The 12,074-nt window shown below is 73.4% G+C and carries 10 protein-coding genes and 2 pseudogenes; 3 read left to right on the top strand and 9 right to left on the bottom strand.

The window, feature by feature from the left end:
- Nucleotides 1-64: 64 nt before the first annotated feature.
- Nucleotides 65-508, bottom strand: a complete 444-nt coding sequence (locus tag ACFZDL_RS21850) for a hypothetical protein (protein WP_065959555.1) — start codon at nucleotides 506-508, stop codon at nucleotides 65-67.
- A gap of 160 nt (nucleotides 509-668) precedes the next feature.
- Between ACFZDL_RS21850 and ACFZDL_RS21845 the strand changes: the two genes are divergently transcribed.
- Nucleotides 669-2,099: an aminopeptidase gene (locus ACFZDL_RS21845; protein ID WP_353594029.1), complete on the top strand. Its 1,431-nt coding sequence runs from the start codon at nucleotides 669-671 to the stop codon at nucleotides 2,097-2,099.
- A 9-nt stretch (nucleotides 2,100-2,108) separates the two neighbouring features.
- Here the strand turns inward: ACFZDL_RS21845 and ACFZDL_RS21840 are convergent, their stop codons facing one another.
- The 4 genes from ACFZDL_RS21840 to ACFZDL_RS21825 form a co-directional block, all read right to left on the bottom strand.
- Entirely contained in the window at nucleotides 2,109-2,771 is a 663-nt protein-coding gene (locus tag ACFZDL_RS21840) for a hypothetical protein (protein WP_353594030.1), read from the bottom strand.
- A gap of 20 nt (nucleotides 2,772-2,791) precedes the next feature.
- Nucleotides 2,792-4,750 carry a glycoside hydrolase family 3 protein gene (locus ACFZDL_RS21835; protein WP_353594031.1) on the bottom strand — a complete coding sequence of 653 codons (1,959 nt, stop codon included), beginning with the start codon at nucleotides 4,748-4,750 and terminating at the stop codon, nucleotides 2,792-2,794.
- Between the two features lie 177 nt (nucleotides 4,751-4,927).
- A complete protein-coding gene (locus tag ACFZDL_RS21830) occupies nucleotides 4,928-5,452 on the bottom strand; it encodes a hypothetical protein (RefSeq protein WP_353594032.1) in 525 nt (174 codons plus the stop codon).
- A 250-nt stretch (nucleotides 5,453-5,702) separates the two neighbouring features.
- Entirely contained in the window at nucleotides 5,703-6,608 is a 906-nt protein-coding gene (locus ACFZDL_RS21825; protein ID WP_353594033.1) for a LysR family transcriptional regulator, read from the bottom strand.
- Between the two features lie 112 nt (nucleotides 6,609-6,720).
- On the opposite strand from ACFZDL_RS21825, the gene ACFZDL_RS21820 reads away from it, so the two are divergent.
- Nucleotides 6,721-7,701: an EamA family transporter gene (locus ACFZDL_RS21820; protein WP_353594034.1), complete on the top strand. Its 981-nt coding sequence runs from the start codon at nucleotides 6,721-6,723 to the stop codon at nucleotides 7,699-7,701.
- Here the strand turns inward: ACFZDL_RS21820 and ACFZDL_RS21815 are convergent.
- A pseudogene (locus tag ACFZDL_RS21815) lies at nucleotides 7,691-8,365 on the bottom strand (sugar phosphate isomerase/epimerase family protein); the annotation flags it as partial. The gene ACFZDL_RS21820 and the pseudogene ACFZDL_RS21815 overlap by 11 nt on opposite strands.
- A 45-nt stretch (nucleotides 8,366-8,410) precedes the next feature.
- Nucleotides 8,411-9,565 carry a methyltransferase gene (locus ACFZDL_RS21810; protein WP_391191932.1) on the bottom strand — a complete coding sequence of 385 codons (1,155 nt, stop codon included), beginning with the start codon at nucleotides 9,563-9,565 and terminating at the stop codon, nucleotides 8,411-8,413.
- A 191-nt stretch (nucleotides 9,566-9,756) separates the two neighbouring features.
- On the opposite strand from ACFZDL_RS21810, the gene ACFZDL_RS21805 reads away from it, so the two are divergent.
- Complete coding sequence (locus tag ACFZDL_RS21805) at nucleotides 9,757-10,467, top strand: lytic polysaccharide monooxygenase (protein WP_353594035.1); 711 nt, start codon at nucleotides 9,757-9,759, stop codon at nucleotides 10,465-10,467.
- Here the strand turns inward: ACFZDL_RS21805 and ACFZDL_RS21800 are convergent.
- Both ACFZDL_RS21800 and ACFZDL_RS21795 read right to left on the bottom strand, forming a co-directional pair.
- Nucleotides 10,448-10,825 (bottom strand): annotated as a pseudogene (locus ACFZDL_RS21800) (hypothetical protein); the annotation flags it as partial. The gene ACFZDL_RS21805 and the pseudogene ACFZDL_RS21800 overlap by 20 nt on opposite strands.
- A gap of 94 nt (nucleotides 10,826-10,919) precedes the next feature.
- Entirely contained in the window at nucleotides 10,920-11,978 is a 1,059-nt protein-coding gene (locus tag ACFZDL_RS21795; RefSeq protein WP_353594036.1) for a LacI family DNA-binding transcriptional regulator, read from the bottom strand.
- Nucleotides 11,979-12,074 lie beyond the last annotated feature (96 nt).

Below are 12,074 nucleotides of genomic sequence, written 5' to 3'. Positions count from 1 at the left end.
TGTGCCGCCGCCCGTGACCCCCGTGGTGACTCTCGGCATTCAGCCGGTGTTACCCATCGTTACTTCACGGTTCCATGCCGCTGGCCCTGGCTATCCCCTCCACCTCGCGCCTGTCCCGTTCCCGCTGCTCCGCCTCCGCCGCGACCCGCTGTTTGTGGCGCAGCAGGAAGTCGGGGTCGTCCGCCCGGTCCTGGGGGACCAGGACCTTCATCCCCTTGGCGTGCGGGCTGTCGCCGAGGTCGACGACCACCCGCTCGTCCTGGGAGGTGAGCAGGCCGAACAGCACCAGCAGCTCCGCCTGCAGAGCGGGGGTGAACAGCTCCTTCTCCTCCGGCCCCATGCCGAGTTCGTACGTCCCCCCGCGGACGGCCGGTGAGGTGCTCAGCTCGCGCAGCAGCCGCATCAGCAGCTCCAGCGAGCGCGGATCGATTCGTTCCTGCAATTCGGTCAGATACTGCGTCAGCCGCTCGGCCCGTTCGCTCCGGTCGTGCCGTTCGTCTCGGTCCATGTAGGCAGGATGAGCCATCACAGCCCGCTACGAAAGAGGGCGGAGCCCATAACTCTCCGTATCCGGGCCTCAGTTGGTGGGTCTGGTGGCCCCACCTGTGCCCCGATAGGTTCTCGGCGATCTGTGTGAACCGAACCCATGTGCAGTGAAGGGCAGGCGAATGGCCAAGACATTCAGATGGCTGCTGGCGCTCGTGATGCTCGTCGGGGCGGTCGGCGCGGGCGTCGGCAGCGCGACCGCCGCGCCGGCCACCGCGAGAACGACCACCGCGAGACCGGCCGCCGCCGAGCCGGACATCAAGGACCGAATACTCGCGATACCGGGGATGAGGTTCGTCGAGGAGAAGCCCTACGAGGGCTACCGCTTCCTGGTGCTGACCTACACCCAGCCGATCGACCACCGGCACCCGTCCAAGGGGACCTTCGAGCAGCGGTTCACCCTGCTGCACAAGTCCACCGACCGCCCGACGGTGTTCTTCACCTCGGGCTACAACGTCAACACCAGCCCGCGGCGCAGCGAGCCGACCCAGATCGTCGACGGCAACCAGGTGTCGCTGGAGTACCGCTACTTCACCCCGTCCCGGCCTCAGCCCGCCGACTGGTCCAAGCTCGACATCTGGCAGGCGGCCGGCGACCAGCACCGCCTCTACCGGGCCCTGAAGCCCGTCTACGGCAAGCGGTGGCTGGCCACGGGCGGCAGCAAGGGCGGCATGACGGCGACGTACTACCGCCGCTTCTACCCAGGTGACATGGACGCCACCGTCGCCTACGTCGCGCCCAACGACGTGGTGAACACGGAGGACTCGGCCTACGACCGCTTCTTCGCCTCCGTCGGCACGGCCGAGTGCCGCACCAAGCTGAACGCCGTGCAGCGCGAGGCCCTGGTGCGGCGCGACGAGATCGTCGCCCGCTACCAGAAGTGGGCGGACGAGGAGGGCCAGACCTTCACGGTCGTGGGCAGCGCGGACAAGGCGTACGAGAACGTCGTCCTCGACCTGGTGTGGGCCTTCTGGCAGTACCACCTGGTGAGCGAGTGCGCCGATGTGCCCGCGCCGACCGCCTCGACCGATGAGCTGTACGCCTTCATCGACGACATCTCCGGCTTCGCCGCCTACACCGACCAGGGCCTGCAGACCTACACCCCGTACTACTACCAGGCGGGCACGGAACTGGGCTCGCCCGCCTTCGACACCCCGCACCTGGACGGGCTGCTGCGCTACCCGGGCATCTACACCCCGCGCAGCTACGTTCCCCGGGAGATCCCGATGCGGTTCCGGCCGAACGCGATGCGGGACATCGACAGCTGGGTGCGGCACGACGCACGCCGGATGCTGTTCGTGTACGGACAGAACGACCCGTGGGGCGCGGAGCGGTTCCGGCTCGGCAAGGGCTCCCGGGATTCCTACGTCTACACCGTCGCGGGCGGCAACCACGGCTCGAACATCGCCCAGCTCGCGGCCGACGAGAAGGCCAAGGCCACGGCCGCGGTGCAGCGGTGGGCGGGCGTGGAGCCCGCGGCGAAGCCGCTGGCCGCGTACGACGCGCGGCTCGACCGCCGGGACGTGGAGCGCGAGCCGGCCCTGCGGCCGTAGCGTGAGGTCCTAGCCGCGGAGGGCGGCGAGATAGGACTCGGCGAGCGCGTCGAAGTCCGCTCGCCGCTCCTTCCGCAGGGCGAGCGGACGGGCGGAGGCGGGGTCCAGGAGGTGGCCGAGGGGGCGTACGCGGCGCCGGAAGCCGATGCTCTCCCACCGCGCCGCCCCGCGCTCGTCCCTCGGGTCGACGACGACGGCGCCGCAGCCGTCCACCAGGGTCCAGATCGCCTCGGAGGCGAGGATCGGCCCGAGGCCGAAGCCCCGCCACGCCGGGTCGAGTTCGACGTGGTGCAGCACCAGCAGATCGCCGTCGGGCCGGGTCACGGCCTCGCGGAACTCCTGCCGGTAGCCGCCGTGTGCGAGGTCGTACACGCCGAGGACCTGGTCCGAGAGCTCTGTGCCGTAGCTCTCCGCCGCCTCGAAGGGGTGCGGGCCGAACCGGTCGTCCAGGCGCAGCCGGAAGAGCGTCATCGAGCCGATGACGCCCCCGGCCGTTCGGCCCTTGAACCGCTTCGCCCGGATGGACACCGTCCAGTCGAGGAGGGTGTCCCCGTCCGCGCCGCCGACCGCCTGCGACAGGTGGTACTCCAGGCCGAGCAGCCGGGGGTCGCCCGGCAGGTCGGCGGCGGGGCGTGGCACGGGGCGTGCGGCGGGGGGTCTGTCGGCGGTCACGCGGTTCAGTATGACCGGGCTCAGTACGACAGCCCGTGGCCCCTCGGGTACAGCACCCCGTGCGGGGCGTCCGCGCGCCGCACGGGGACGGGCAGCCTGCCGCGCGGACCGGTCCGGCCCGCGATGACGCGGGCGGCGGCGCGCAGTTCGACGTCCGTCCAGGAGTAGACGGCCAGGGAGGCCGCTGGGGCCTTGTCCGCGGCGCCGGACAGCGACGCGATGTACGCGATGTCGTAGGGATTCCGCAGGGCCACATGGACCAGCGGCACGCCCGTGGCGGCGAGCGCGGAGACCAGGTCGCGCTGACGGGAGCCCTTGCCGACGTCGTACGTCGCGACGATCACCGCGTCCCGCCCCCGCGCCGCCGCGACCGCCGCCTTGATCCGCCCCGGGGCCGGGTCGGGCCCGGGGCCGGTGGACAGGGCCTCGGCGGTGAAGCCGAGGTCGGTCAGGGCGTGGGCGAGGACCGCCGTCGGCGGGCCGCCGGTGCCGGAGGGGGCGGCCGGGTCCGGGCCCACGACCAGCAGCCGGCGGTGGTGGCGGTCCAGCGGCAGCAGGTGGCCGTCGTTGACGAGCAGGGTCGTGGTGCGCTCGGCTATTCGGTCAGCGGCGGCGCGGTGCTCACGGCTGCCGACCGTGCGGTTGACGTCGCGGTCGCTGGTGTGAGGGGCGTCCAACAGGCCATGGCGCGCCTTGAGTTCCAGGATGCGCAGGACGGACTCCTCGATGCGGGCCTCGCTGAGCTCCCCGCCCCGTACGGCCCGGTGGACGCCTGCCCAGGCGCCCGGCAGGTCCGGCGGGTTCAGCAGCTGGTCCGCGCCCGCCTTCAGGGCCAGTACGGGCACCCGGTCGTCGCCGTACTTCTTCCGCACCCCGGCCATGCCGAGGGAGTCCGTCACCACCACGCCGGCGAAGCCGAGTTCGCCGCGGAGCACACCGGTGATGACGGGCTTGGAGAGGGTGGCGGGGACGTCGCGGGGTTCGAGCGCGGGGAACCGCAGATGCGCCGTCATGATCGCGTCGACGCCGGCCGCGATGGCGGCCCGGAACGGCGGCGCGTCCAGCCGCTCCCACTGCGCGCGGGAGTGGGTGATGACCGGCAGGTCGACATGGCTGTCCACGGACGTGTCGCCGTGCCCGGGGAAGTGCTTGGCGGTGGCCGCGACCCCGGCGCTCCGATAGCCCTCGACCTGGGCCGCGACCAGCCGGGCCACGGCATGGGGATCGGCGCCGAAGGAGCGTACGCCGATGACCGGGTTGGCCGGGTCGACGTTGACGTCCGCGACGGGCGCGTAGTTCTGCCGGATGCCGAGCGCGGCGAGCTCGGCCCCGGCGATCCGCGCGGCGGTGCGGGCGTCGGAGTCGCTGCCCCCCGCGCCGAGCGCCATCGCGCCCGGCAGGAGGGTGGCGGGCGCGCCGACGCGGGCGACGATGCCGTGCTCCTGGTCGATGGACAGCAGCGCGGGGACGGGGGTGGGGCCCGCGAGCGCGGCCTTCTGGATGCCGTTGGAGAGGGCGGCGAGCTGGTGGGGGTCGCGGATGTTGTGCGCCCACCCCGCGTACATGAAGCCGCCGACGTGGTACTTCGCGATCAGCTCGGCCGCGTTGGCGACCCCCGTCTCCCTGCGGTTCTGCGCGGCGTCGGCGGGGGCGGGGGAGGTGGCCGAATGGCCGTAGACCCGCACCACGAAGAGCTGGCCTATCTTCTCGTCGAGGGTCATCCGGCCCACGAGCGCCTCGGCCCGCCGGCGGTCGCGCTCCCGGCGTTCGGAGCTGCCGTCCGCCGGGCCCAGGGCGGCGGCGCGGTGGGTCGGCGAGGCCTCCCGGGCGGAGGCGGGCCGCTGCCGGGAGCAGGCGGCGGCCGCGGCCGCGAAGGCGGCGGCCAGCAGGGCGCGGCGGGAGGCCGCGTTGGGGAATGCCGGGTCGTGCACCCGCACTCCTTCCGTCGGGGTCGAGGAGGGGGTGGCTGTGGTCCGCATGGCGCGAACATGCGGAAAATATGGAATAAGTGAGATGGCGTCAATTCAGATGCAGCCAGGTCACCGAGGGGAACAGCCTCGATACCGTCTCGGTCACTTGGCATATGACACCGATCGCGCGATGTTCGAACGGTGTCCGGGAGTGACCGGGTGATGTGACGGGGCGACGCGTGACGGTCAGTCGGCGAAGCGCGGCCGCTCGGGCAGCCGGTCCCTCGGCACCTCGAAGACGGCGATCACATGGAAGGGCGCGAAACACTCCGGCGGCGGCTCGGGGTGCGGGCCCGCGACCGGCTTCAGGGTGTCACCGGCGCGGTGGAGGGTCGCGGACGGCCACTGGGCGCAGCCGGTGGACGCGGACCAGCCGACCAGGGTGGTGCGGGTGAAGTCGGTGTCCCCGGCCCTGTCGATGATCTCCTGGGCCCGCCCGCGGTACAGCCGGGCGAAGGCGCTCAGCTCGTCCCGCCCGCGCAGCACCGCCCGCACCTGCCGGACCGCGCCGGGCCCGCTCGTGAAGTAGGCGAGCCCGGTATCGACACGGCCCTGGCGATACGGCGTGCCGGGCGGGGAGCTCGGGGTGCCGCCGTCGGCGCGGTGATTGGGGGGCACCCCGACGGCGGCAGGCTGCTGGCCGCAGGCGGTGGAGAGGGTGGTCAGCGACGCAGCCAGCAGCGCGGCTGATACCGCTCTGCGGAGACTCACCAGCAGCACACCGCTTGGACGGCCCGCGCCGCGGACCGGTTCCCCGGGAGAGGGGGCACCTCCCGGCGGCAGCTGGGGGAGAGCTGCCGCGGCCGGACGCGAAGGGTGCGGGGCGGGACGCATACGGCCATGGTGGCAGCGGTCGCCGCGGGCCCGGGACGGCGCGCCGTGGGGTGCGCCGAGTGGGTGCCCCCGGACGGACGCGGACGACCCGTTCCGCCGTGGCGGCCGGCAGCCGGTGGCGGCTGCCTCAGGCCGCCCGCTGCGGCCAGTGGGCGCGCAGCAGCCGTACGGTCTCCGTGATGGCCGGGCGGCGGGCCGCGCCCGTGCGCCACAGGGCGTACAGGCGGCGTACCGGCACCGGTTCGAGGGGCAGGGCCAGTACGCCGTCGGGCAGCGGGCCGCGGCCCAGGCGGGGCATCAGGGCGATGCCGAGGCCCGCCGCGACCAGGGCGATCTGGGTGTGGTTCTCCGCCGCCTGATACGCGAGGTCCGGCTCGTGGCCCCAGGCGCGCAGCGTCCGGATCAGCCAGTCGTGGCACACCGTCCCCGGCGGCTGGCAGATCCACCGCTGCCCCGGCAGGTCCTCCCGGCGCAGCCGGCCGCGCCCGGCCAGCGGGTGCCCGGCCGGTACGAGGACATCGCACAGGTCGTCGCCGATGACCGCCCGCTCCAGCCCTTCGGGGGCGGGCAGCGGCGCGATGTCCCAGTCGTGCGCGACCGCGATGTCGAGGACCCCCTGAGCCGCCAGGTCGACGGACAGATGCGGGTCGACCTCGACGAGCCGGGCGTCCAGGGACTCGTGGCGCGCGGCGAGTTCGGCCAGCACCATGGGCAGCAGGCCGCGCGCCGCCGTGGCGAAGGCGCCGATCATCAGCCGCCCGCTGGGCAGCCCGCGCCGCTCCTCCAGGGTGGTCTCGGCCCGCTCCACGATCGCCAGCAGCTGCTGGGCGGTGGCCGCCAGGTGCCGGGCCTCGTCGGTCAGCGCGATGCCACGGCCCTGGCGCTCCAGCAAGGTGGTGCGGGTCTCCCGCTCCAGCTTGGCGATCTGCTGGGAGACGGCGGACGGGGTGTAGCCGAGCGCGGTGGCCGCCGCGCTGACCGAGCCGTGCACGGAGACCGCGTGCAGCGCCCGCAGCCGGGACAGATCCAGCACGATGCCCCTCCCTTTCCGTAAGTCTTCTCCAGCGGGCTTTCAGCAATGCTGAATCCAACCATGAAGGAATCCGCGCTGGTGCTACAAGGTCGGCAGCGGTGATCCTCGACGCATGCGACCAGCACACATTCTCTTGGCCGTCCTCGTCACCGCCGTGTGGGGCGTCAACTTCGTCGTCATCGACATCGGGCTCGACCACTTCCCGCCCCTGCTGTTCTGCGCGCTGCGCTTCCTCGTCGCCGCGCTGCCCGCCGTCTTCCTGGTGGGCCGGCCGAAGGTCGCGTGGAAGTGGGTCCTCGGCGTCGGTCTCGCGCTGGGCGTGGCGAAGTTCGGGCTGCTGTTCATCGGCATGCACGAGGGAATGCCCGCCGGGCTGTCCTCGCTGGTCCTGCAGATCCAGGCGGTGTTCACGGCGCTGTTCGCCGCCGTGGCGCTCGGCGAGCGGCCGAACCGCACCCGGCTGGCCGGCATGGCCGTGGCGCTCGCCGGTATCGCGGTGGCCGCCGTCGACGAGGGCACGTCCGGGCCGCTGCTCGCCTTCGTGCTGGTGATCGCCGCCGCCGTGTTCTGGGGGGTGTCGAACGTCCTGACCCGCAAGGCCGCGCCGCCCGACCCGCTCAGCTTCATGGTCTGGGTGAGCCTGGTGCCGGTGGTGCCGCTGCTCGGCCTGTCGCTGATGTTCGAGGGCGCGGACCCCGACCTGGAGGCGCTGCGCTCGCTCGACTGGACCGGAGCGGGCGTGATCGTCTACGTCGCCTGGATCGTGACCCTCGGCGGCTTCGGCGCCTGGAACTTCCTGCTGCGGACCTACGACGCCTCGGCGGTCGCGCCCTTCACCCTGCTGGTGCCGGTCTTCGGGATGTCCTCGGCCGCGCTGGTGCTGGGGGAGGGCATCAGCGCGCTGCGCTGGCTGGCCGCCGCGCTCCTGGTCGGCGGGGTGGCCCTGACCTCGCTGTCGCTCAGGCCGCCTCGGCGAGCAGCCGCAGCAGATGGTCCCGGGCCGCGGGAAGCAGCCCCGGAAGCTCCGCAGCTTGCGGGTACCACCGCTTCTCGTACTCCCAGCACAGCCAGCCGTCCCAGCCCGCGCGGCTGAGCAGCTCCACGCACTCGGCCAGCGGCAGCACGCCGGCGCCCAGCGGCAGCGGGGTGGTGTCGTCGGCCGAGGCGATGTCCTTGACCTGCACATAGCCCAGGTACGGGGCGAGCGCCGCATGGGTGGCCGACGGATCCTCGCCGCCCAGCCAGGGGTGCATCACATCCCAGATCGCGCCCACGCTCTGGTGGCCGACCAGCCCGAGCACGCGGGTCACATCGGCCCCGGTGCGGTGCGAGTCATGCGTCTCAAGGAGCAGCCGTACGCCCAGGTCGGTGGCGTACGGCGCGGCGGCGGCCAGACGCCGGGCGGCGTTCGCGTCGGCCTCGGCGGCGTCGATGTCACCGCCGCCGGGGAAGACCCGCACATGGGCCGCGTCCAGGTCATGGGCGAGCCGCAGGAGCTCCCGCAGCTCCTCCAGCGCCGACTCGTCCGGCCCCGCCGCGGCGGACCGTACGTACCCGGCGACCGTCAGCACCGCGAGCCCGGCGGCCTTGAACTCCGCCGCCACCCGTGCCCGTTCGGCGGCCCCGATCCCCGGGTGCACCGGCTCCTCGGGGTGCGCCCGCAGCTCGACGCCGTGGTAGCCGGTGTCGGCGGCGAGCCGCACCACGTCCTGTATCGGCAGGCCGGGGACGCCGAGGGTCGAGAAAGCGAGCTGCATACGGGCTCCGGTTCTTCGTGATGGATCAGATCTCCACTGTGCCATCTACCCGGCCGCCAGTCGCCACAGCGAGGTCACCTCCGCCGCGCGGGCCTCGTGCAGCGGATCGTCCGGATCGGTGGCCCGGCGGTGGACGGGACGGGTGTCCAGCCGGTCCACGACCTTCAGGCCCGCCGCCTCGAACGCGGCCGTCAGCTCGGCGCGCGGGCGCAGCCCCAGGTGCTCGGCGAGGTCGGAGAGGATCAGCCAGCCCTCGCCGCCCGGGGCGAGGTGGCCGGCCAGGCCGTCGAGGAAGCCGTGCAGCATCCGGCCGCCCGGGTCGTAGACCGCGTACTCGACCGGCGAGGTGGGGCGGGCGGGCACCCAGGGCGGGTTGCAGACGACGAGCGGAGCCCGGCCGGCCGGGAAGAGATCTTCCCGCACCACGTCCACCCGCCCGGCCAGGCCGAGCCTGGCGATGTTCTCCTCCGCGCACGCCAGCGCGCGCGGGTCCTGGTCCGTGGCCACGACGCGCCCCACGCCCCGCCGCGCGAGCACGGCGGCCAGGACGCCCGTCCCGGTGCCGATGTCGTAGGCCAGGGACCGGTCGCCGGGCAGCGGCGCCTCGGCCACCAGGTCGACGTACTCGCCGCGCACCGGCGAGAAGACGCCGTAGTGCGGATGGATGCGGTCGCCGCCCAGGGCCGGCACCGCGACGCCCTTCGTGCGCCACTCATGCGCGCCGATCAGGCCCAGCAGCTCCCTCAGGGACGTCACCGAAGGCCCTTCGGCCGGTCCGTACGCCTCCGCGCAGGCCTGCCGTACGTCGGGCGCGCGGCGCAGCGGCACGCCGTAGTCGCCGTCCAGCGGGACGAGCAGCATGCCCAGCACCCGGGCCCGCCGGGACTGGGCCTGGCGGTGCTGGTGGAAGGCCTCGGCGGGGGAGGCCGCGGGGGCGCGGCGCCTGCGCGGCCGGCGCGGGCCGCGGTCGGCGCGGCGCGCCATGGCGCTCAGCAGCTGGCGGGCGCCCTGGTAGTCGCCGCGCCACAGCAGCGCGGTGCCCTCGCAGGCCAGGCGGTAGGCGGTGTCGGCCGTCATGCGGTCGTCGGCGGTCGCCACCCGCCGGGGCGGGGGCGCCCCGTTCTCGGAGCGCCATCGGGCGTCGTGGGCCCGCCCGGCTTCGGTCCATTCGATGACCTGATGCGTACTCAGCGGGGGCACCCCATACTCTGATCCAATTCCGGCTGCCCACTCCTTATCCCGCGAAGGGCTCTTGACGCGAGCGATTTTCGGCCGGATGACGCCCCTTCAGACGCCTGGCCGCCTCCGGGGCCCGGTTCTACCATGGGAGCGCTCCCGTGCATCGAGCGCACCCCGTATCAGAGGAGAACAAGGGACACCTTGGAGCCGCCATGATTTGTCATGAGCACAACCAGAGACGGTGGGTGGCACGGGCGTCGGCCGCCGCGTCGGCCGCCGTCCTGATGATCGCCATCCCGCTGGCGGACACCGCCGCCGCCCACGGCTCGGCCATCGGCCCGGCCTCGCGCAACTACGGCTGCTGGAAGCGCTGGGGCAGCGACTTCCAGAACCCGGAGATGAAGACCAAGGACCCCATGTGCTGGCAGGCCTGGCAGGCCGACGTCAACGCCATGTGGAACTGGAACGGCCTCTACCGGGAAGGCGTCGCGGGCAACCACCAGGCCGCCCTCCCCGACGGCCAGCTCTGCAGCGCCGGGCACACTTCCTCGGGCCGCTACAACGCGATGGACGTACCGGGAAAGTGGGAGGCCACGGCCGTCAACAACAGCTTTACCTTCAAGAACCACGACCAGGCCAAGCACGGCGCCGACTACTACCGCATCTACGTCACCAAGCAGGGATACGACGCCACCACCCAGCCGCTGCGCTGGAGCAACCTCGAACTGGTCGCCCAGACGGGCAAGATCGCGCCCGGAGTGGGGGAGCCCTCCACCGACCCCGCGCTGGGCGGGGTCACCGTGTCGATCCCGGTCAACGCCCCCGGGCGCACCGGCCGCCACGTCGTCTTCATGATCTGGCAGGCCAGCCACTTCGACCAGACGTTCTACTCGTGCAGCGACGTCATCTTCCCCGGAGGGTGAGCCGCCAGTCCTGACCGACGAGATCGGCCCCGTAACTGTGGTGCCGCTCCTCGGCGACCAGCTCGAACCCCGCCCGCTGGTAGATCCGGCGGGCGGCGGTCAGGACGTCGTTGGTCCACAGCACCAGCTCGCGGTAGCCCGCCTCGCGGGCGAAGTCCACGCACGCCCCCACCAGCCGGTCGCCGGCGTACAGCGCGCCGTGCCGCTGCACGATCCAGCCGAGATCGCCGGGGCCCGGGCCGCGCAGCCGCACCCGCTCCGGCGTACCGGAGAACGCGCCGCGCGCGGTCGCCGGCGCCTCGCGCAGCCGACGCAGCTGCGGCCGGTCCAGCCGCGCCAGCAGCTTCCCCACCGGCTCTGCGCCGAAGGCGCGAGACGAGGGGCGCGCCCGGCATCCGGCCATGCCGCCCAGCGGCGCGAGGCCGCATCGGGCCAGGCCGCAACCCGGAGCGTTACCCCGCGGCCCGAGGCGGAGCCGTGGACGCGCGGGCCATCAGCTCGGAGCGCACCATCGCCACCCCGCCCGGCGGCTGCGGCTCGCGGCCCAGCGCCAGACGCCCGGCGCGGGCGCCCGCCTCATGGAGGGGCAGCCGGACCGTGGTGAGGGCCGGGACCGCGTCCGCGCTGAAGGGCAGGTCGTCGAAGCCGGCCACCGACACGTCGTCGGGGATCCGCAGCCCCTGGTCGCGCAGCGCCGCGCTGACCCCCAGCGCGATGGTGTCGTTGGCGGCCACGATGGCCGTCAACGCGTCGTCGCGGCGCAGCAGTTCGAGGGTGGCGTCATAGCCGGAGGAGCGGTCGTAGAGCCCGTGGACGGTCAGCCGCTCCGTCCCCTGGCCGAGGCCCGCCGCCGACATGGCCGCGCGATGCCCCTCGAGGCGGTCGCGGGTCGTGGTGCGCTCCGCGGGTCCGGCGACATAGCCGATCCGGCGGTGGCCGAGGGTCAGCAGATGCTCGGTGAGCCGCCGGGCGCCGCCGCGGTTGTCGAAGGTGAGGGTGACCGCGTCCTCGATCGGGGGGCGGCCGCACAGCACCACGCGGGTGCCGGACGAGGCCAGGCGGGACGCCTTGGCGGCGACCGCCGCCATGTGGTCGGGGTGCTCGACCGCGCCGCCGGTGAGCACGACCGCGGCGGCGCGCTGCCGCTGCAGCAGGGTGAGATAGGTGAGTTCGCGCTCAGGGGAGCCGCCGGTGTTGCAGATCACGGCGAGTTTTTCACCGTGGCGGCCGGACTCCGCGCCCGTGGCCGACCCCATCTCGGCCTGCACGGCACCGGCGATGATCCCGAAGAAGGGGTCCGCGATGTCGTTGACGAGCACGCCCACCAGATCCGAGGTGGCGGCGGCGAGCGCGCTCGCCGGGCCGTTGACCACATACTCCAGCTCGTCCACCGCGCGCAGCACCCGGGCCCTGGTCGACTCGGCGACCGGGTAGTTGCCGCTCAGGACGCGCGACACGGTGGCCGCCGAGACCCGTGCCCGTGCGGCCACATCGGCCAGGGTCACTGCCATGATTCCTCCGTTGGATGGTCACCTGGTGGTGCGCCGCGTGCGCTCCTTCGCGCACGCCCATGCTCTCACTGGTCAGGGTGGGTGCCGGAGAGGGAC

Source organism: Streptomyces sp. NPDC007917 (assembly GCF_042959105.1).
GTDB lineage: Bacteria > Actinomycetota > Actinomycetes > Streptomycetales > Streptomycetaceae > Streptomyces.
The sequence above is the reverse complement of the archived record's forward strand: the minus strand, read 5'-3'. Positions and strand labels throughout refer to the sequence as shown.

Coding starts and splice junctions, on each gene's coding strand:
- ACFZDL_RS21850 (WP_065959555.1), bottom strand. CDS start 508: ATGGACCGAGACGAACGGCACGACCGGAGCGAACGGGCCGAGCGGCTG.
- ACFZDL_RS21845 (WP_353594029.1), top strand. CDS start 669: ATGGCCAAGACATTCAGATGGCTGCTGGCGCTCGTGATGCTCGTCGGG.
- ACFZDL_RS21835 (WP_353594031.1), bottom strand. CDS start 4,750: ATGCGGACCACAGCCACCCCCTCCTCGACCCCGACGGAAGGAGTGCGG.
- ACFZDL_RS21820 (WP_353594034.1), top strand. CDS start 6,721: ATGCGACCAGCACACATTCTCTTGGCCGTCCTCGTCACCGCCGTGTGG.
- ACFZDL_RS21805 (WP_353594035.1), top strand. CDS start 9,757: ATGATTTGTCATGAGCACAACCAGAGACGGTGGGTGGCACGGGCGTCG.
- ACFZDL_RS21795 (WP_353594036.1), bottom strand. CDS start 11,978: ATGGCAGTGACCCTGGCCGATGTGGCCGCACGGGCACGGGTCTCGGCG.